The sequence below is a fragment of the Xanthomonas sp. WHRI 10207 genome (assembly GCF_040202975.1).
Lineage (GTDB): Bacteria > Pseudomonadota > Gammaproteobacteria > Xanthomonadales > Xanthomonadaceae > Xanthomonas.
Genome location: NZ_JBEGDX010000005.1, coordinates 89,225 through 111,854, shown reverse-complemented (window position 1 = coordinate 111,854; position 22,630 = coordinate 89,225). Strand labels below are relative to the sequence as shown.

At 63.5% G+C, this 22,630-nt stretch carries 8 protein-coding genes; all 8 read left to right on the top strand.

The genetic code is table 11. The features are described 5' to 3' along the window. The first annotated feature begins 183 nt into the window (after positions 1-183). Positions 184-3,828 (top strand): hypothetical protein, encoded by a 3,645-nt coding sequence (locus ABQU90_RS16645; protein WP_407078783.1) that lies wholly within the window; start codon positions 184-186, stop codon positions 3,826-3,828. Continuing rightward, complete coding sequence (locus ABQU90_RS16640) at positions 3,758-4,507, top strand: hypothetical protein (RefSeq protein ID WP_407078784.1); 750 nt, start codon at positions 3,758-3,760, stop codon at positions 4,505-4,507. The genes ABQU90_RS16645 and ABQU90_RS16640 overlap by 71 nt, the downstream gene beginning before the upstream one ends. 775 nt (positions 4,508-5,282) lie before the next feature. Then, on the top strand, positions 5,283-7,532 hold the full coding sequence (locus ABQU90_RS16635) for a methyl-accepting chemotaxis protein (RefSeq protein WP_323523025.1): 2,250 nt from the start codon (positions 5,283-5,285) through the stop codon (positions 7,530-7,532). Positions 7,533-7,984: 452 nt separating this feature from the next. Next, positions 7,985-10,234 (top strand): methyl-accepting chemotaxis protein, encoded by a 2,250-nt coding sequence (locus tag ABQU90_RS16630; protein WP_323523026.1) that lies wholly within the window; start codon positions 7,985-7,987, stop codon positions 10,232-10,234. A gap of 107 nt (positions 10,235-10,341) precedes the next feature. After that, complete coding sequence (locus ABQU90_RS16625; RefSeq protein WP_323523027.1) at positions 10,342-12,813, top strand: methyl-accepting chemotaxis protein; 2,472 nt, start codon at positions 10,342-10,344, stop codon at positions 12,811-12,813. A 640-nt stretch (positions 12,814-13,453) separates the two neighbouring features. Next, positions 13,454-15,718, top strand: a complete 2,265-nt coding sequence (locus tag ABQU90_RS16620) for a methyl-accepting chemotaxis protein (RefSeq protein WP_323523028.1) — start codon at positions 13,454-13,456, stop codon at positions 15,716-15,718. A gap of 745 nt (positions 15,719-16,463) precedes the next feature. Continuing rightward, positions 16,464-18,725, top strand: a complete 2,262-nt coding sequence (locus tag ABQU90_RS16615) for a methyl-accepting chemotaxis protein (protein ID WP_323523029.1) — start codon at positions 16,464-16,466, stop codon at positions 18,723-18,725. Between the two features lie 469 nt (positions 18,726-19,194). Continuing rightward, positions 19,195-21,867 (top strand): methyl-accepting chemotaxis protein, encoded by a 2,673-nt coding sequence (locus ABQU90_RS16610; RefSeq protein WP_323523030.1) that lies wholly within the window; start codon positions 19,195-19,197, stop codon positions 21,865-21,867. Positions 21,868-22,630 lie beyond the last annotated feature (763 nt).

Below are 22,630 nucleotides of genomic sequence, written 5' to 3'. Positions count from 1 at the left end.
CTTCAGCAGAAGAAAGCATTCAATATTAATGCTGACCGCAATCTGATTTATATGCCCAGTGAGCCAACACTGGCGCGTGCCCTAGGGCTTTCGCCACATAGCGGTGGACCTATTAAAGACTACCAAGATGGCTCCTTGGCCAGATTGGAGCGTTTGTCGCGGACCGCTGACGGTCAGTTGGCAATGGTTGGCGATCCAGATGCCATCGCGAGAATTTCCCCCAAGGTCGATCGACTGATCGATACGATGAGAGTTGGATTGGGGAATGCGGACCTTTACACCAATGCCCCAATCGGCATGGCTGCAGACGACATGCGGCCTGGCATCAATGCGTTTTTCAAGAACGCGCAGAGCTACGACCGGAATCTTGCATCTCAGATCGACGCAGTTCCAACGCTGCAAAGACCCGAGCTTGGCTGGTCATCAATCGTCCACTCCGAGCAGCGCGTCATATCTACACTTCAATACGTAGAGCAATCCAGCAGCAATCTCACCAAAGGGGGCGATCCGGAGATCGGTAGGAATTCACTTTCCCAAGCCATCGCCCAAGCTCATTCATCCGGTCGTCTGACGCTTTCCGACCAAGGCATCCTGCAGGTCGAAAATGTTCTTGGCGAAGAAGCAGCGCGACCATTACGCACTCCGCCAGGCCAACGCGGCTTCGCCACCGCAGAGCTATTGGCAGGCGATCTATCTGCCGGCCAGGCGCTGCGCACCGCCGGCCTGCTCGCCACCGCCGCCGACACGGTGATGACCGGCCAGCGTGCCACACGCTTCCTCGGCGAAGACAACCCGCTCGCTGCGCGATCGGAGCTTGCGCACTTCGCCGGCCGCAACGTCGGTGGCTGGGCCGGCGGCACGGCGGCTGCCTACGCGCTGGGTAGCTCGGGCGCCGGGCCGATGGTGCTGATCGCGGCCGATGCGTATTTCTTGAGTACCGCTGGCGAAAAAGCCGCTGCGTTGCTGGATAACCGCGCCATCTACACCCAGACCGATCGCGCGGGCACGCAGTGGTCGTTCGATGGACGTGCGTGGGCGCGCGACGGCAAGGCCGACACCACCAACGATGGCGTCAACAACCCCACCTCCACGCCTATCGTCGCCAGCTACCAAAAGGCGCGCGAACTCAATTACCAGGCCACCAACGCCGCTGCCGCGTTGGCCTTGAAGGATGCGCCCGACCCGCAGGATCCGTATCAGCAGCCGGCCAATGCCACTGACCGTCCCAGCCTGAGCCGCGCCGACTGGCGGCGTGATGCAGCGGACGGTCAGTGGCATCGGCTGGTCAAGGCCGATGTGTCGGGCGCCAACGATCATGGCAGTTACGTGCAGGAGACTGCCCTGCCGCACCGCAAAGCCGAACTGGAAGCGCAAGCGCAGGACGTCATCGCTCGCAACATCGCCAACAGTCCCGGCGCCATCGCCGCGCGCTATGAACTGGCGCACCACCGCAGCGGGTGGGCGGCCGATGGTCTGCCGATGTCGCCGGCCGTGCAGCAGGCGCTGCCCGACCCGGATGCGCTGACTGCCTCAGACGGCCAGCACTACTACCGCAACATGGATGGGCAGTGGACCAGCAACGGCGCGCCACCCGATGGCAATCGCGTGCTGGAGCTGGAGACCACGCGCGCACTGCTGCAACCGGCACTGGCTGAGCAGGCGCAGACGATTGCCGCCATCCGGCAGTCGCCGCAGGACCTCCAGGGCGAGCAGACGCTGTACCGCTATCGCATCGTCGGCACCGAGTTGCAGCCGCAGTGGCGCGAAGCGATCGAACTGGCGACCCAACGCACGCGCGAGACCGAAGGACTGACCGGCGATAGCGCGCTGCAGTTGCAGCGCGGCCCTGGCGGCACCTTTGGTGCCGATAGCCCGATCGCGCATCTGCAACGTGGCCCCGATGGCGTAGAGCGTATTGCAGCGGTCACCAGCACCGAGGACATCCGCCAGGCGTTGCAGCAGGTCCAGGCGGGGCAATCGCCAATCGCACCGGGGCAGCCGTTCGCCACCAACGCACGCGCCTCCGATGGCGCGACAGATGCGGATACGTCGGCATCGTCCCCCTCCAACCAGCACGCACTCGACGGACGCGCGCAGGTCCAGGCGGCCAGCGCCGCGCAGGCGCGTCAGGAACAGCAACAGCAGGACCGCCAGGCGCAAGACCAGCAGCTGGCGCAGGCACGCGCTCACACGCTGCTGGAACAAACCTCGCTCGAAGACCGGGCGCAGGATGCTCAGGCGCTGCAGGCGCATGCATTGCAGGAGCTTCGCCAGCAAGAGTCGCAACAGCTGGAGCAGCAAGAACGCCAGGGACAGGACGCGCAGCAACGCGAACAAGTCCAGCAGCAGGCGCACGACACCCAACAGCGCGAACAAGCGCAGCAGCAAGCCCAGGAGACACAGCAGCGCGAGCAGGAAACCCGCCAGGCACAGGATGCCCAGCAGAGCCAGCAAGAACGCCGGCAAGCGCAAGATGCGCAACATGCTGAGCAACAGCCGCTGCACGCTCAAACGGCTCCACAACGCGAGCAGGCTTCGGAGAATGAGACCCTCGCGCGCGCGCCGTCGTCGCTCCACGCGCAAGACACATCGCCACGCCAGCCCGAGCAGCGGTCTATCCCGGATGACGTCGCCCAACGGCCCCAGGAGCAGCTGGCAGAGCCTGCGCAAGCACGTGCATCCGACGTAGCGCAGCAGCGGACGCAAAGCCAACAAGCGCAAGAAGAGCGCACGCAGGAAGTCCAGCAGCAGACAGCGCAGAGCGCGGCGATCGCGCAGACAGCACCGGCAGATCAGCAGCAGGCTGCGGACCTGCACAGCGGCCAGCAGTCGATGACGGCGCAAGCCTCGGATACGCACCAAGATGCACCTGCGCAGCAGCCCGAGCAGCCGGCGGACGCGCGCCTGGCCCAGGCGGCGACCGCGCCTTCCGCGCCATCGCTCGCCACGCCAGTGGCCGCAGAACAGCACGACGATCAACAGGCGCGCACGCCACAGGCTCAAGCACCGGAAGCACCAGATAATCCTGCAGCGTTGCCAGTGTCCGCACACCTCGCGCAAGCGACAGGGCCATCGCTGGACATGCCGACCGCTGGCCGCTCTGCCGACGCACCCGAGGACGCGGCCGATGCGCGCGGGCCGCTTTCTGCGTCCCTGGCAGATGCGCAGGACCATCCTACCGCGGTGCCCGCCGATCCGGACTCCTGGGAGGAAATAGAGCGCTCCATGCGTGAGCTGCGCATCCAACTCGAACAGGAACTCGAAACAGAAAACCGCGTTGCAGACGCGCGGCAGGCGCGCGTGGATCGTGGTGAGCGGCCGTTTACCGAGTTGGAATTGCGTGATGGCTACGATCCAGATGGCCCCTCTGGACTGAGACCACCACGCGCCCCGCCGGCAGACACCTCGCCACAGCCTCTTGCCGCTGGCGAGCAGGAAGATCGGCCGCAGCCCCAGCGTAAAAACATCACCGGCGATCCGGATGTGGACGAGTTGCTGTACGCCATCGACTGCAAGGACGAACTGGCGATCGAACAGGCCTTGAAACGGGTCGCCAACAGCCCCTACAGCCAGGCCCTTGCCAAACAGGGGCATGAATTTCTCGATGCCCAGGCGATGCAGGAAGCCCAGGAGCAGGCGAGCACGCGCCAGGCACTGAACATGGACGTCTCGACAGAGGTGCAGACCAGCCGTGGCCCGGTGATGGTGATGACACTGCCGCAGTTCGCCAACGGACCGGCGATGCAAGGTCCGCAGGGTGACGGTGGTGGGGGTGGCGACGGAGGCGGTGGCGGTGGCGGTGGCGGTGGTGGTGGAGGCGGCGGATAACCGGAATGCGTTCGGCGCGTTGAACCCTCAAGAGAACACGATGGACATGCAGAATTCCCCAGCGCTGCCCGAAGACAACGGGTCAGAGCGCGCGATGAAAGAATCGATCCAAGCCATGTCAGCACTGATCGGGCAGCTGCAACGGCGAGAACACGTTCTGGAAGATCTGGTGCGCCAGCAATTGCAGCTTCTGCAGAGCGCGGCCAACAGCGCCGATCAGCGTGTCACTCGGGTCGTGGAGAACGCGTTGCCACGGCTGACGCAACTGAGTCAACAAGCACTGACGCAGACGCTGGAACCTGCGGCAGCGCGCTTCACCAAGCAGATGGCCGATGCGGACCAGACGCTGCAGCAGGCCACCCAACGCTATGCAAAAGCGCAGCACTCCCTGGAAACGACAACCACACGACGCATGTGGATCGCCTCGATCGCCCTGCTGGTGTCGGGCGTCTTGGGCCTGGGTGCAGTGGCGTACTCGGTTGGCATCATCAACGAGAAGCGCAACGAGCTTGTGCAGCTTCGCGCCTCGATCGATTATTGGGAGCGAGTCGCACGCGCTGACCTGGCCCCTTGCGGAGAGGATCGGCTCTGCGCCACGTTCGAGAAGAACGGGCCGCGTTACGGCAACCAGAGGCAATACAGGGCGATCAATTTGCGCACAGCAGCTGCTTCGCGATGATGGCCACTGATCGCACAACTACTGATCGCACAACTAGTGAGTCGTAGATCCGATTGACGCGTGCTCTCGCCCTTGATCGGCCAGCTGCATTCGTTAGAGCTTTGCGCTAACGCACAGCATTTTTGAGTGCGACCCTTCGCGCACTGTGGCTAGGACCTGATCGTCCCTAAAAATCGCTTGAAGTATCCATGCGATCAATGCAGTCGTACGCGCAGATTTGCGCTTGGTCCAGCTTGCGCTCGATGTCCCGCACGGCATGCCCCACCTCAGCACCACGCATCGATACCGCAGCACGCGCTAGCCGCGCTTGAACGGATGCGTATACGCATCGCGGCCAGCTTTAAGACGTAAGTCAGGGCCTTATCGCGACTGACCAACGGCCGCGCGTGCCGCACAGCTGCGCGCAACGGGTGGCAAGCGTCCACCGGTAAGCGCATAGCGCAAATCGCGCCGCCCTCAGTGTCACCGGACATGACAGGTCAGGCCAGAGACAAACACGAGACATCGCTGACAGCCTCTACAAATCAACGGTCTAGTTCGCTTACAGCATGGGACTCGGGCATTTATCAGTGATTAAAATGTCTCTAACGAAATGAGACAGTCAAATAATGTCTCTTTTTTTCATCTACGTGACTGCGGTCATATTTTTTTTGCATAGCCGCCATTCAGACCTTAGATACCTGCGCCGTTATCTCGCATAGCGGCACGGGTATGGCGAGATCGTCATGGCTTGCGTCGCAAGCAACAACTCCCGCCACGCCTCGGAAACCCGTCAATGAACGCATTCTTGCAACGCTACAACGTCGGCCGCCGGTTGGGCGTGGCCTTTGGGATCCTGATTCTGCTGTCCGGCCTGCTAGTCGCCTCCGGCCTCAGCACGATGATCGAAGCACGCGCGCAACTAGATACCATCGTCAAGGAACGTCTGGTCAAGATTCAACTGAGCAACAACATGCGCTCGGCCAATGCCGACATCTTCATCGCCATGGGGACGCTGGCGATGGTCACCAGTCAGGAACTCAACGACCAAGCCGCAGAGACGGTCAAGCAGAAGCGCGTCCTGTATGCACACGAACGCAAGGCGCTGGAAGCTTTTCCAGCCTCCGTAGCCGGGCGCAAGTTGCGCGACGAGATTGACGCTGCGCGCGAAATTTCCAGGGCCCTGAACGACCAGGTCATGGCCCTGGCAATGCAAAACAAAAACGACGAAGCGCAGATGCTGATGAGCGAAAAAGCGCGCCCTGCCATGCTCGCTTGGCAGGCAAAGATCGACGACAACGTCGCACTGCAAGAAAAACAGACCCAACAGGGCTACGAGCAGGCCATCGCCGCGATGAGCCGCGGCAGGGCGCTTTTGATTGGCGGGGGCGTGGCGGTGCTGCTGATCAGCAGCCTGCTGGCGTTTACCATCACCCGCAGCCTGACCCAGCCGCTGAGCCGCGCCACTCGCGCCGCCGAATCCATCGCCGGCGGCAAGCTGGACAACGACGTCGATACACAGGCCAACGATGAGAGCGGCCGCTTGTTGAAGGCGATGAGCAAGATGCAGCAGCAGCTGCGGAACCTGATCGCCGCGCAGACCGACATGGCCAAGCGCCACGACGATGGGCAGATCAGCTTTCGCATTGATGCATCTGCCTTCCCGGGCGACTACGGCCGCATGGCCAACGACACCAACCTGCTGGTGGCCTCGCACGTGGCCGTGCAGAACGATCTGGCGCGCATCATGGGGCGCTATGCCATCGGCGATCTCAGCGACGACATGAGCAGCCTGCCCGGGGAAAAGGCCGTGTTCACCGACACCATGTCGCAGGTCAAGGCCAACCTGGGCGCGATGAACGGCGAGATCAAACAGCTGGCGCAGTCCGCCGCCAATGGCGACTTCAGTGCCCGTGGCGACGCCGAGCGCTTCCAATACGACTTCCGTGTGATGGTGGACAGCCTCAACACCTTGATGTCCACTGCCGATGGCAACCTGCAATCACTGTCCGGCCTGCTGCAGTCGATTGCCGCCGGCGATCTCACCGCACGCATGAGTGGCGAGTTCCGCGGCGTGTTCGCGCAGATGCGCGACGACGCCAATGCCACCGCCACCCAGTTGGCCGAGATCGTCGGCAGCATCAAGACCTCGGCCATCTCGATCAAGGGCGCCGCCAGCGAAATCGCTGCCGGTAACCAGGATCTGTCGCAGCGTACCGAACAACAGGCCGCCAATCTGGAAGAAACAGCGGCCTCGATGGAAGAGCTCACCTCCACCGTCAAGCAGAACGCCGAGGGCGCGCGCCAGGCCAACCAGCTCGCCATCGGCGCCGCCAGCGTGGCGGTGCAAGGCGGCGAAGTGGTCGGCAAGGTGGTCCAGACCATGTCCGGCATCGAAGCCTCGTCCAAGAAGATCGCCGACATCATCAGTGTCATCGACGGCATCGCGTTCCAGACCAATATCCTGGCCTTGAATGCAGCGGTGGAAGCGGCACGTGCCGGTGAGCAGGGCCGCGGGTTTGCCGTGGTCGCCTCGGAAGTGCGCACGCTGGCCCAGCGTTCGTCGGGTGCGGCCAAGGAGATTAAGGACCTTATCGACGACTCCGTGCACCGCGTCGCCGAAGGCTCCGCGTTGGTGCACACCGCCGGCAAGACCATGAGCGAAGTGGTTGCCAGCGTGCAACGCGTCACCGACATCATGGGCGAAATCTCTGCCGCCTCGCAGGAACAGTCGGCCGGCATCGAACAGGTCAACCAGACCATCACCCAGATGGACGAAACCACCCAGCAGAACGCAGCCTTGGTGGAAGAAGCCACTGCCGCCGCACGTGCACTGGAAGAACAGGCGGTCGGCCTGACCGAGGCGGTTGCGGTGTTCAAGACCGACGCGACCTACGCGGCCCCGGCCGTGCGTGCCGCGCCCTCGCGGCCGGTGGTGAGTTCGGCGGTCAAGGCGAAGGTGGCTGCAGCCGGAAGGAATCCCGCCTCCAAGCCACGCGCGGTGGTCACCACCTCCAGCAACGACACCAGCTGGCAGGAGTTCTAAGCCAGCGGCGGCAACGCTGGCAGCGTTGCCGCCCAGTCCGTCATGCAACCGCGCTCCTCAATGGGCGCGGCTTTTTTATGCCCGGCACTTCGCGGCCGGATCAAAACGTCTGGCTACGCAGTGTCCTGACGATGCGTCGTAAAGCACATTCAATGATCGAAAAGACAACTGCGCGTCATCCGCAAGACATTGCAATTTTCCAGCTACATCAAGCAATCCGGCAGGGCTCGCTTGGTGATGACAGCTATCGGAGCTCACTTGGATCCGTATTGGCGACGTGGCAAGACACTTACTGTCCCGTCAGCTCACATTTGTGACCGTAGTTATGCTTTTTTCTGCATAGAGGCATTCAGCTACGACGTTCCCGCGCCGCTACTGCCTTAGCACGGTCATGGCAACTGTCACGGCCCGCTCTCGACGTAGCACCTTCGCTCACATTCCTGGGAATCGGTATGAACGCACTTCTGCAACGCTACAACGTCGGCCCTCGCCTGGCGGCCGCATTCGCGGTGTTGATCGTGCTGTCCGGCATCATCGCCTTCATCGGCTATCGCGGCTTGAGTTCGGCGCAGACGTTGGTGGACGACATCGTGCACCAAAAGATGATCAAGATCCGATTATCGAACGATATGTTGAATGCCAACTACATTATCTCGATGCAGATGCGCAATCTGGTACTGCCTAACAGCGCCGAGCAGAGCAAGCGTTTTGCAGAGACCATCCTGCTCAACCGGGAGACCTACACAAAGGCCCGCGAGAAGCTGCGCGCAATGCAGTCTTCGCCGCAGGAGCACGCCCTTGGCAATGAAATCGATGCACGGCGTGCCGTTGCACGGCCAACTGTCGATGAGGTGATGCAGCTGATCAAGGCCAATCAGGTGCAGCAGGCGCAGGCACTACTGCTGAGCAAGGCTTCACCACGCGTGCAAGCATGGCAGGACAAGATTACCGAGAACATCGCGCTGCAGGACAAACTTGCCACCGATGCCTCGGCGGCCGCGCTGCAGTCGATGGACGATTCACGCAAGATGCTGGTGGCCGGCAGCGTGTTGGTGGTGTTGCTCAGTGGCGCGTTGGGCCTGCTGATCACCCGTAGCTTGACCCAGCCACTGAGCCGCGCCACTCGCGCCGCCGAATCGATTGCCGGCGGCAAGCTCGATAACGATGTGGACACGCAGGCCTCCGACGAAAGCGCTCGCCTGCTCAAGGCAATGAGCAAAATGCAACAGCAGCTGCGCAGCCTGATCGCCGCGCAGACCGACATGGCCAAGCGCCACGACGATGGGCAGATCAGCTTCCGTATCGATGCATCCGCCTTCCCGGGCGACTACGGCCGCATGGCCAACGACACCAACACGCTGGTTGGCTCGCATATCGCGGTAAAGATGCGCCTGGCGCAGATCATGGGCCGCTACGCGATCGGCGATCTCAGCGACGACATGGACAAGCTGCCCGGCGAAAAAGCGGTGTTTACCGATGCCATGGCGCAGGTCAAGCTCAACCTGGGCGCGATGAACAGCGAGATCAAACAGCTGGCGCAGTCCGCCGCCAATGGCGACTTCAGCGCCCGTGGCGACGCCGAGCGGTTCCAGTACGACTTCCGCGTGATGGTGGAGAGCCTCAACACCTTGATGTCCACCGCCGATGGCAACCTGCAATCACTGTCCGGCCTGCTGCAGGCGATTGCCGCCGGCGACCTTACCGCACGCATGAGTGGCGAGTTCCGTGGCGTATTCGCGCAGATGCGCGACGACGCCAATGCCACCGCCACCCAGTTGGCCGAGATCGTCGGCAGCATCAAGACCTCGGCCATCTCGATCAAGGGCGCCGCCAGCGAAATCGCTGCCGGTAACCAGGATCTGTCGCAGCGTACCGAACAACAGGCCGCCAATCTGGAAGAAACAGCGGCCTCGATGGAAGAGCTCACCTCCACCGTCAAGCAGAACGCCGAGGGTGCACGCCAGGCCAACCAGCTCGCCATCGGCGCCGCCAGCGTGGCGGTGCAAGGCGGCGAAGTGGTCGGCAAGGTGGTCGACACCATGGCCGGCATCGAAGCCTCGTCCAAGAAGATCGCCGACATCATCTCGGTCATCGACGGCATCGCCTTCCAGACCAATATCCTGGCCTTGAATGCAGCGGTGGAAGCGGCACGTGCCGGTGAGCAGGGCCGCGGGTTTGCCGTGGTCGCCTCGGAAGTGCGGACGCTGGCCCAGCGTTCCTCGGGTGCGGCCAAGGAGATCAAGGACCTCATCGACGACTCCGTGCAGCGCGTCGCCGAAGGCTCCGCGCTGGTGCACACCGCCGGCAAGACCATGAGCGAAGTGGTTGCCAGCGTGCAACGCGTCACCGACATCATGGGCGAAATCTCCGCCGCCTCGCAGGAACAGTCGGCCGGCATCGAACAGGTCAACCAGACCATCACACAGATGGACGAAACCACCCAGCAAAACGCCGCGCTGGTGGAAGAAGCCACTGCTGCCGCACGGGCGCTGGAAGAACAGGCAGTCGGCCTGACCGAGGCGGTTGCGGTGTTCAAGACCGACGCGACCTACGCGGCCCCGGCCGTGCGTGCCGCGCCCTCGCGGCCGGTGGTGAGTTCGGCGGTCAAGGCGAAGGTGGCTGCAGCCGGGCGGACTCCCGCCTCCAAGCCACGTGCGGTAGTCACCGCCTCCAGCAACGACAGTAGCTGGCAGGAGTTCTAAGCAAGCGGACTGAACTGCCTGAACGGATCCGGTCGGCAGCGATGCCGGCCGGCTCAAGGCATAACAGGTATCGGCCGATAGCCTGCGTACGCCCATGAGACGCACCGATGACCACTGCTTCCGCGCTGTTGCCGCAGACCGCTTCACCCGCCCCGCGTCGCTGGACCAGCCGCTGGGACGACTTGGCCATTGCCAAAAAACTCGGTGCGATCGGTGTGCTGGCATTGGTCGGCCTGGTGATCCCGGTGCTGCTCTATAGCGGCAAACTCAATGAGAGCGTCACCATCAGCAACAACGAATTGCGCAGCTACGCCCCGCTTGGGCAGATGCTGGACCTGATCACCGATCTGCACGCGGCACACGTCGACAGCGGCAGCGCCGCCGACGCCGCAGCACAACGCGCCGAACGCGATCTGCAGCAACTGCTCGCCACGACCGCCGCCATGCCCGGCTTCGAACGCAGCCAGACACAACTGCTCGCCCTGCAGCAGCGCCATGTCGCCACCACTGCGGCCAGCGGCTATAGCGGCGTAAGCGAACAAGCCTTCGCTGCGCTGGATGCACTGCGCGACGACAGCCAACTGGTCTACACCCCATATATCGAAAGCTACCACCTGGTGGTGGCGACCTTGATCTATAGCCCCGACGCCACCGAATCGCTGACCCGCCTGGATGCGGCCAACGATCCGTCGCAGGCAGGTGGCGAGCGCGCGATGCTGCGCGAACAGCTCAATCAGCTGCAGCGCAACCACGTGCGTTTCCGGCATGAGCTGGACAAAGCAATGGGCCTGCTGGAACAGCCCGACCCTGCCCTGGCCGATGCCGCCAACGCCGAAGCCACGCGTGCCAACGCCGCACTGCAAGCTCTTGGCGCGGCGCTGGAAGGCAGCGATACGCAGGCCGATACGCAGTGGAATGCCGCACTTGATGCGCTTGGCCAGGCCATGCAGGACCTCAGCAGCACCTCGCTGCAGGCCTTGCAGCGGCAATCCGAACGTCACCTGGTGGATGCGCGCAACGCGATGTGGCAGGCCGTCGCCGGCCTGTCGCTGCTTGCGCTGCTGATCGTTGCGTTGGGCTGGTACACCTTGTCCAACCTCACCCGCAACGTGCGCCGCGCCGCGACGGTGGCTGCCAACATCGCGCAAGGCGAGCTGGACGAACGCATCGTGCCGCCCAGCCGCGATGAAACCGGCCAACTGCTCGACAACATGCGCCGGATGCAGGAGCAGGTGCAGCACGTGCTGGCCGCACAGAGCGAGATGGCGCAGCGCCACGATGCCGGCCAGATCAGTTACCGCATGGACGCAGACAGCTTCCCCGGCGCTTACGCCACCATGGTGCGCGATACCAACGCGCTGGTCGGCTCGCATATCGCGGTAAAGATGCAGCTGGCGCAGATCATGTCGCGCTACGCCATCGGCGATCTGAGCCAGGACATGCAACGCCTGCCCGGCGAAAAGGCCGTACTTACCGACACCATGGACACGGTCAAGGCCAACTTGTCGGCGATGAACAACGAGATCAAGCTGCTGGCGCAGGCCGCAGCCAGCGGCGACTTCAGCGTGCGCGGCGATGCGCAGCGCTTCCAGTACGACTTCCGCGCGATGGTGGACAGCCTTAATCAGCTGATGGCCACCGCCGACGCCAACCTGCAATCGCTGTCCAAGGTGCTGCAGGCGATCGCTGCAGGCGATCTCACCGCGCGCATGCAGGGCGATTTCCACGGCGTATTCGCACGCATGCGCGACGACGCCAATGCCACGGTGACGCAGCTGGCCGATATCGTCGGGCGCATCCAGCGCTCCACCGATGCCATCAACGATGCGGCCAGCGAGATTGCGTCCGGCAATCAGGACCTGTCGCAACGTACCGAGCAGCAGGCTGCCAATCTGGAAGAAACCGCGGCCTCAATGGAAGAACTCACCTCCACCGTGCGCACCAACGCCGAGCATGCCAAGCGCGCTAGTCAGCTGGTGGTCGGCGCTGCCGCCGTCGCCTCGCAAGGCGGCGACGTGGTCGGCCAGGTGGTCGGCACCATGGCCGGCATCCAGGCGGCCTCCAGAAAAATCGCCGACATCATCGGCGTGATCGACGGCATCGCGTTCCAGACCAATATCCTGGCCTTGAACGCTGCGGTGGAAGCCGCGCGTGCCGGCGAACAGGGCCGCGGCTTTGCCGTGGTGGCCTCGGAAGTGCGCAGCCTCGCGCAGCGGTCTGCCGGTGCGGCAAAAGAGATCAAGCACTTGATCGACGATTCGGTCAGCCGGGTCGAACACGGCAACCAGTTGGTCGGCCAGGCAGGCCGCACCATGCAGGAGATCGTCGATTCGGTGCAGAACGTCACCACGATCATGCACGAGATCAGCGAAGCTTCGCTGCAGCAGTCGCAAGGCATCGAACAGGTCGGCCAGACCGTGGCGCAGATGGATCAGGCCACCCAGCAGAACGCCGCGCTGGTGGAAGAAGCCACTGCCGCCGCGCGCGCGATGGAAGAACAGGCGCAGCAGTTGCGCGATGCGGTATCGGTGTTCCAGTTGCAGGCGGCGGTATCGCCCCGCCTTGGGCGGGCGGCCTAAACGCCGCGGCGCGCGATGACTGCCGCGTGTGCAGCACGCTGCAGATGGCCGGTGATGGGACCGGCGACCTGATCGCCTGGCGATGGCACACACCCGCCATCGCCATCGTATCGATGCCCTGACAGGACGACCGGTGTCGCTGCCCTGAGGGCACTGCGGCAACCGCGATGTCACCTTTGACTGTAGGGCGCGCCGTCATCCGCGTGTCCTGGTCTGCGTCATGAACGGATGCGGCATTGCGCCGATTCGCTTCCCAAAGCCGGTGCACTCACCCAGCAACCCACCTGCCTGCACACCGCCGTCACGCTTCAGCCTGTGATCGAACAGTGAATTCGCACCGCACCGGTCGCGTGCTGGTAGCGCTCGCAACAGGGTTTCCAGATCACTTGTGCACACCAGCATCATCTTGGTGACGGCCGCCCATACACAACCAGCCAAGCGAGTTCAGCTGTCGCCACCAGCGCCGTTACCGAGCACAAGCATGCAGACCTGCCTTGCAATCGAGCGCAGCGTGACAACCGGTCACGCGCACCGATGGATCGGCCGGATGCATGCCCGCTCTGGCAGCGCTCGACGTACCGACGACGCGACCCTGCCGATGCGCATCTCCCCTTCCTGCCCATCGCCTTCGAGACTCAACATGATCGCTCTTCTTCAACGGTACAACGTCGGCAAGCGCCTGACCTTCGCGTTCGGCACGCTGATCCTGCTGTCGTGCGCACTGGTGGCCGCTGGTCTTTACACGCTAGCGCAAGCGCGTCAGAGCCTGGATACGCTCACCAATCGCAACATGGTCATCGTCCAGCATCTGCAAGAGATGAATGACGCCGTCTCGGTGATTGCCGTGCAGCTGCGCAATATCGTGCTGCCGACCACCGCTGAAGAAAATCGTCGTTTCGCCGCCATCATCGAAGAACAGCGCAGCACCTACGACAAGGTGCGCGAGCAGCTCTACGCCTTCTCGGCGACGCCGACGGCGCAGGCCATCCGCGAGAAGATCGATCAGAACAACAAGACCGCCACCGCGCTCAACCGCCAGGTGCTCGATCTTGGGTTAGCAGGCAAAACCGATGAAGCCTTGCCGTTGATGCTGCAACGTGCGGCGCCGGCCACACAGGCGTGGCAGGACACGCTGCTGGAATACACGGCGCTGCAGCGCAAGCGCGCCCAGGAAGCCAACGCGGTGGCCACCGCCGCGATGGCACGCGGCCGCACGATGTTGATCAGCGGCGGTCTGGCGGTGGTGTTCATCAGTGGCCTGCTGGGCTGGGCCATCACCCGCAGCCTGGTGCGCCCGTTGTCGCAGGCCACCCGTGCCGCCGAAGCCATTGCCAACGGCAATCTTGACAACGATGTGCGCACCACCAGCAACGACGAAACCGGTCGCCTGTTGCAGGCGATGGACAGGATGCAGGACCAGGTACGCAACCTCATCAGCGCGCAGCTGGACATGGCCAAGCGCCACGATGCAGGCCAGATCAGTTTCCGCATGGATGCCGGCGCGTTCCCCGGCGACTTCGGCCGCATGGCCAAGGACACCAACGAGCTGGTCGCCGCGCACATCAAGGTCAAGATGCAGACCATCCACCTGGTGGAGCGCTACGCCATCGGCGATCTGAGCGAAGACATGCCGCAATTGCCAGGCGAAAAAGCCGCGATCACCACGGCGATGAATCAGGTCAAGCACAACCTGTCCACGATGAATCACGAGATCAAGCACCTTGCGCAGGCGGCAGCCAATGGCGACTTCACCGCACGCGGCAATGCCGAGCAGTTCCAGTTCGACTTCCGCGTGATGGTGGAAAGCCTCAACACCTTGATGGCCACTGCCGATGGCAACCTGCAGTCGCTGTCCGGCCTGTTGCAGTCGATCGCCGCCGGCGACCTCACCGCACGCATGACCGGCCAGTACCAGGGCGTGTTCGCACAAATGCGCGACGACGCCAATGCCACTGCTGAGCAGCTGGCCAACATCGTGGGCCGCATCCAGGAAGCAGCCGGCGCGATCGGCCTGGCCTCCGGCGAAATCGCCACCGGTAATCAGGATCTGTCGCAGCGCACCGAGCAACAGGCCGCCAATCTCGAAGAAACCGCCGCCTCGATGGAAGAACTCACCTCCACCGTCAAGCAGAATGCCGAACACGCCAGCCAGGCCAATCAGCTCGCCATCGGCGCCGCTGCAGTGGCATCCCAGGGTGGCGCTGTGGTGGCGAGCGTGGTCACCACCATGTCCGACATCCAGGCGTCTTCGAAGAAGATCGCCGAGATCATCAGCGTCATCGACGGCATCGCTTTCCAGACCAACATTCTTGCTTTGAATGCGGCGGTGGAAGCGGCACGTGCCGGCGAACAGGGCCGTGGTTTTGCGGTGGTCGCCTCCGAGGTGCGCACGCTGGCACAGCGGTCGGCCGGCGCAGCGAAAGAGATCAAGCACCTCATCGACGACTCGGTGGAAAAGGTGGCGCAAGGTGCAACGCTGGTCGACCAGGCCGGTACCACCATGGCCGACATCGTGGCCAGCGTGCAGCGCGTCACCAACATCATGAGCGAAATTTCGTCGGCCTCGCAGGAGCAGTACGCCGGCATCGAGCAGGTCAACCAGACCGTGACCCAGATGGACGAAACCACCCAGCAGAATGCTGCACTGGTGGAAGAAGCCACCGCCGCCGCACGCGCCATGGAAGAACAGGCGCAGCAGCTCACCGAAGCCGTCGCAGTGTTCAAGGTGGCCGAACACGCGCCGCTTGCACGCCGTCTGTCGGCCATTGCCAGCGCACCGGCCAATGCACGCACTGCGCCGCGTCCGGTTGTACGCCACAATGCGGCAACAGCACCGCGACGTGGCGCGATGCAGACCACGGCATCGGCGTCGGCCAACGACGCTAGTGATTGGCAGGAGTTCTAAGCGCAGTAACGCCGCGCAGTACGCGCGACCTGGGTAAACAGCCTGGTCGCGCAACACTGGCGCATGTGCAAGATCAACTCTGCGCGCACCGATCGCTATACACACCAATAGCAGCAGACGAGACACCGCGCCGAATCAAACACAAAGCCGGCCCGCTTAGCGGGCCGGCTTTGTGTGTTTTGGCAGGCAGGCAACTTGCTCGCGTGCAGGAAGCTACACAGACACGCAGCAACAACTGGCAGAGATCGCAGCAGCAGCCGCACAGCTCGCAGAATCGCACCGCCCGTCACCAACGATCAACCACACAGCGCACGCAGCAACGAAGCCCAAGCGCCTAAGCCCCTCTCCCCTCGGGAGAGGGGTTGGGGTGAGGGTACGGCCAAGCGACCAAGTCAAAACCATTGCCCCAACTGCACTCACTCCAACCAAGCCCACGTCGCCAAAACCCGTGCAGCGCACATGAAACCCAACGATGACAGCCAGATGTCACTTCGCTGCACACGCGCATAAACAGCACATTCCGGCGCCGAAATCGAACAACTCAGCACAATTTTTCACCAGCGCCAACCCGACCCACACGTGCTGTTCACCAGTGTGATCCAGCGCTGTACAGGCAACGCGCAGCCAGTCAATTCGAGGCAGTTGCAGCCGTTACCACTGGGCATGCCGCAAAGCGGACACGAGCGCACGGCGACGTGCCACCCGGTCGATGTCATGCACCCCTCCCTTCGAGCCGAGCGACTCCATGAACTCTTTTTTGCTGCGTTTCAATGTCGGACCACGCCTGGCGGGCGCCTTTGCCGTGTTGATCCTGCTATCGGGCTTCATTGCCTTTATCGGCTATCGCGGCCTGACCTCGGCACGCGGGTTGGTCGATGACCTGGTGAGCCAGAACATGACCAAGATCCGCCTGTCCAACGACATGATGAATGCGAACTACATCATCGCCGCGGAACTGCGCAACCTGGTGCTGCCCACCAGCGATGCCGACAATCTGACGTTCATCGAAAAGATCAAACGCGCACGCGCCGACTACGCCAAAGCGCGCGACGCCTTGTACGCCATGCCCGTCTCGGAACAAGGCAAGGCCATTCGCAACGACATCGATCAGCTCACCCCCACGGTGCGCGACTTGAACAACCACGTCATCGATCTGGTGACGTCCGGCCACAGCGACGAAGCGCTGCCGCTGCTGCTCACCAAGGCAGCGCCCGCGCTGCAGCAGTGGCAGGACAAGATCGGCGACAACATCGTTTTGCAGGACAAACTCGCCGCCGAAGCCGCTGCAGTTGCGCTGCAATCGATGAACGATTCGCGCAAGCTGCTGGTGGGTGGTTCGCTGCTGGTGGTGCTGCTCAGCAGCACGCTGGGCCTGCTGATCACCCGTAGCCTCACTCGGCCGCTGAGCCGTGCCACACGTGCTGCCGAAGCGATTGCAGACGGCAAGCTGGATAATGCCGTGCACACCGATGCCGGCGACGAGACCGGCCGCCTGTTGCAGGCGATGGACAAGATGCAAACGCAGGTGCGCAACCTGATCACCGCGCAGCTGGACATGGCCAAACGCCACGATGCCGGCCAGATCAGCTTTCGCATGGATGGCGGCGCATTTCCGGGCGATTTTGGCCGCATGGCAGGCGATACCAATGCGCTGGTCGACAGCCACATCCAGGTCACCACACGTCTGGCGCAGATCATGGGCCGCTATGCGATCGGCGACCTCAGCGAAGACATGGAGCAGCTCCCCGGCGAAAAGGCCGCACTCACCAACACCATGGCGCAGGTCAAGGCCAACCTGGCTGCGATGAACCAACAGATCAAGCACCTGGCAAACGCTGCTGCCAATGGCGACTTCAGTGCACGCGGCGATGCGGCGCAGTTTCAGTACGACTTCCGCATCATGGTCGAAAGCCTCAATCAGTTGATGGCCACCGCCGATGGCAGCCTGCAATCGCTGTCGGGCATGTTGCAGGCCATTGCAGCGGGTGATCTCACCGCACGCATGGACGGCGACTTCAAGGGTGTGTTCGCACAGATGCGCGACGACGCCAACGCCACCGCCAGCCAGTTGGCCGACATCGTCGGGCGCATCCAGACCTCTGCGTTGTCGATCAACGCCGCGGCCAGCGAGATTGCCACCGGCAATAACGATCTATCGCAGCGCACCGAGCAACAGGCCGCCAATCTGGAAGAAACCGCCGCATCGATGGAAGAGCTCACCTCCACCGTCAAACAGAACGCGGAGGGCGCACGCCAGGCCAACCAGCTCGCCATCGGTGCCGCCAACGTGGCCTCGCAAGGTGGCGAAGTGGTCGGCAAAGTGGTCGACACCATGGCCGGCATCGAGGCCTCATCGAAAAAGATTTCCGACATCATCAGCGTGATCGACGGGATCGCGTTCCAGACCAATATCCTGGCCTTGAATGCGGCGGTGGAAGCGGCGCGCGCCGGCGACCAAGGCCGTGGTTTTGCGGTCGTCGCCTCTGAAGTGCGCACGCTGGCGCAGCGTTCGTCGGCGGCCGCCAAGGAGATCAAGGACCTGATCGGCGATTCGGTACAGCGCGTGGCCGATGGCTCGCAACTGGTGGATCAGGCCGGCAAGACCATGGCGGAAATCGTTTCCTCGGTGCAGCGTGTCACCGACATCATGAGCGAGATCTCTGCCGCCTCGCAGGAGCAGTCGGCCGGCATCGAGCAGGTCAACCTCACGGTGACGCAGATGGACGAAGCCACCCAGCAGAACGCAGCGTTGGTGGAAGAAGCCACCGCCGCTGCGCGCGCCATGGAAGAACAAGCGCAGCAACTCACTGCAGCCGTGGCTGTGTTCAAGGTCGAGGCACAGGCGCCGGTCGCGCGTCACCTGTCTGCCATCGCCAGCGCGCCACGCAATGCGCGCCTGCCAGCGCGTCCGGCGGCACGCACCACCGCCACGCCTGCGATAGCGCGCCGCCCTGCAGTGAACGCGTCAGCGTCGACAGCCAACGCCGGCGGGTGGCAGGAGTTCTGAATTCACCCGCAGCAAGGAATGCGCTGATACCCGTCAGCGCATGCACCGACGCAGCCATGTACCACCGTTGCAGCAGGTAACTGCGCGGTGAGTGATCTACGCGTTGCGCACCACCACCATCAGCGCTACAGAAAGTTCGAGAGTCCTTCGAGTCCGCGCTTCGCGGATCTTGTGGGCCGCATCCCGTGCAAGGGGACGCGGCCCTTTTTTATGGCCGCGTTTTTATGTCCGCGTTATCGGCACGCGCAGGTCGGGGTCGATGGAGTCCGTCACGCCCACCACTCCAATTTCACACAGCCCTTACATATGCTGATTGTCCGCAACGTAGCTGGAAACGCTTCCAATGAGCAGAAACTGAATACAGCGCACCCTGTTGTGCTGATTTCTACAAAAACGATCAATTTCGCGCATAGACGGCCGTTATCGCATTCACGCATCCGTAACGCCCTCCCCCGGGCAAGGCACTCTCATGCATTTCTTCAACCGACTTTCCGTTGGTACGCGGTTGTCCGCATTACTGACCCTGGTCATCGCGATGTCGCTGGGGCTGCTCGCCCTGACCATCTACCGGCAATCGGCCGGCGACATCGAATCGCAGGTCAAGGCCGAACTGCGTTCGAGCACGCGGCTGATGCAGCAGTCGGTGGCGATGTACGACGTCACCCTGACCGAAGGCACCGAGCGTCTGGGCAGCGTCTTTGACGACATGCTGCCGCGCGGCGCACGCGAGCTGGATACCGCCAGTACCGTGAGCATCGGCGAGCAGAACACGCCCACGCTGCGCTCCGGCAAGCAGGCCCTGAATCTCAACTTCGACGCGGTGGATCGCTTCGCGCAGACCACCGGCGGCGTTGCGACCATCTTCGCGCGCACCGGCGACGACTTCGTGCGCATCACCACCTCGCTGCGCAACAAGCAGAACGAGCGCGTGATCGGCACCCTGCTCGATCGCAAGGGCAAGGCCTACGCCGCGCTGTCCGAAGGCAAGCCCTTCACCGGCCAGGCGCAGTTGTTTGGCGACCAGTACATGACGTACTACGCGCCACTGCGTAACGCTGCTGGCGAGGTGATCGGCGCGCTGTTCGTCGGTCGCAACTACACCCAGGGCCTGGCCGCGCTCAAGGCCCAGGTCAGCACGACCAAGCTGGGACAGGACGGCTATTTCGTCATCGCCGACATGGCGCCTGGCGAGCACCAGGGCCAGATCATCGCCGCACCGCCTGGTGCTCCGGCGACGTTGTCGGCACTGGTGCCGGCCGAGCAGCAAGCGGCATTGCAGTCGGTGCTGGACGGCAAGCAGCCCAGCGCCAGCCTGCAGCTGCGCGATGCCAAGGGCAACGCGCAGGCGTTCGAAGTCACCGCACTGCGCTATGCGCCTTGGCAGTGGGCGGTGATCGGCACCCAGCCGCGCAGCGCCATTGATGGCCCGCTCGACCAGCTGATGGGCAGCATGCTGTTGTTCTCGCTGGTGGTACTGGCGCTGTGCATCGCGGTGGTGTTCATCGCCGCACGCAAGATGGTCACGCGCCCATTGATTGCAGTGGAACGCGTGCTCGGCGATGTCGCCGCCGGCCGCCTGGACAACCCCATCGAGATCGATCGGCACGATGAACTGGGCCGCCTGCTGCTCAGCGCCCGCACCATGCGCGACGACCTGCGCGCGCGCCTGGAGCGCGATCACCTGATCGCCAGCGAAGCACTGCGTGTGCGTACCGCGCTGGACGATGTCAGCACCAACGTGATGATCGCCGACATCCATCAGCGCATCATCTACGTCAACCGGCCGCTGCAACGCCTGCTCAAGGGCGTGCAGGAACAGCTGCGTGGCGTTGCGCCCGGCTTCGATGCGGACAAGCTGATCGACACCAGCATCAATCAGTTCCATGCCGCGCCGAAGGAGCACGAGCGCATGCTCGAACAGCTCACCGGTACCAACGTCGCACAGATCACCGTTGGCGACCGCATCGTGCGCCAGGTGGTCAGCCCGGTCTTAGACGCCAACGGCGAGCGCATGGGCTTTGTCATCGAGTGGGCCGACCGCACCCAGGAAGTGCAGGTGGAAGAAGAAGTCGCCCGGATCGTGCAGGCCGCCGCAGCTGGCGACCTGAGCGGCCGTGTGGACACCGCCGGCAAGCAGGGCTTTCTGCTGCAGCTCGCCCAGCAACTGAACATGCTGCTGGACAACAACGCCGATGGCCTCTCGCGTGTCTCCGCGCTGCTGTCGTCGTTGTCGCAGGGCGATCTCACTGCGCGCATGGAAGGCGATCTGCAAGGCGTGTTCGCCACCATCCGCGACGACGCCAACGCCACCGCCGACCAACTGGCCGGCATCGTGCGTCGCATCAAGGACGCGTCGCTGGCGATCAACTCGGCCGCCAGCGAAATCGCCACCGGTAACGGCGACCTGTCGCGTCGTACCGAACAGCAAGCCGCCGCACTCGAAGAAACCGCCGCGTCGATGGAAGAGCTCACCGCCACCGTCAAGCAGAACGCAGACAACGCCGACCAGGCCAACCGCCTGGTGCTGGATGCGGCCGGCGTGGCCGCCAAGGGGGGCGACGTAGTTTCCCGCGTGGTCACCACCATGTCCGATATCGACGCCTCGTCCAAGAAGATCGCCGACATCATCAGCGTCATCGACGGCATCGCCTTCCAGACCAACATCCTGGCCTTGAACGCTGCGGTGGAAGCCGCGCGTGCCGGCGAACAGGGCCGCGGCTTTGCCGTGGTGGCCTCGGAAGTGCGCACGCTCGCCCAGCGCTCGGCCGGTGCGGCCAAGGAGATCAAGCACCTGATCGAAGACTCGGTGACCCGCATCGGCAACGGCGCCGCACTGGCGTCGGAAGCGGGCAGTACCATGCAGCAGGTCGTCAGCTCGGTGCAGCGCGTCACCGACATCATGGGCGAGATCACCAGCGCCTCGCGCGAGCAGGCCGCCGGCATCACCCAGGTCAACCAGACCGTCACCCAGATGGACGAAACCACCCAGCAGAACGCCGCCCTGGTGGAAGAAGCCACGGCAGCCGCGCGCTCGATGGAAGAACAGGCCACGCAGCTGGTGGACGCAGTGGCGGTGTTCCGTCTCGAACAGCAGGACAGCCTGAGCACCTTGCTGGCCAACGCACGCCACGCCTACCACTGATGCGACAAACGCTGGGTGAGTCGAGAGAGGTCCAGGCGTTGTTGGTTGCCGTGCTCAAACACTGCGCGCCGACCACCTTCACTGGCCCTTGCCCGCTCACCGTCGCAGGACCCTTGGCGGCATGGATGCCGCCAAGGAGCTTACATGGACGTGCTTGCAGCGTGTCCTGTGATGGTGAGCGGGCAAGGACCCTGCAGCAAACGCAAAAACCTCGAGGGCGCGGCGCCCTCGCCGCTCGCGGGACACGCCGTGAACCCGTCCCTGGGGGCTAGTTGGCAGCATCCATGCCGCTAACGGTCCCGCAGTCGGCCAGGGCCCCGCACCAGAACGTTGGTTGACTGTTTGATGAAAGCAGCCAGTGATATGACGGCACCGCGGGCGAACGTCGCCTGTCGCTTGCACCAACGCGCCGACCACCTTCACTGGCCCTTGTCCGCTCACCGTCGCAGGACCCGTGGCGGCATGGATGCCGCCACGGAGCTTACAAGGACGTACTTGCAGCGTGTCCTGCGATTGTGAGCGGGCAAGGGCCCTGCAGCAAACACAAAGATCTCGAGCGCGCGGTGCTCTCGCCGCTCGCGGGACACACCGTGAACCCGTCCCAGCGGGCTCGTTGGCAGCATCCATGCCGCAAGCGGCAAGCGCCCCGCACCAGAACGTTGGCTGGCTGTTTGATGAAAGCAGCAAGTGATATGACGGCACCGCGGGCGAACGTCGCCTGTCGCTTGCACCAACGCGCCGACCACCTTCACTGGCCCTTGTC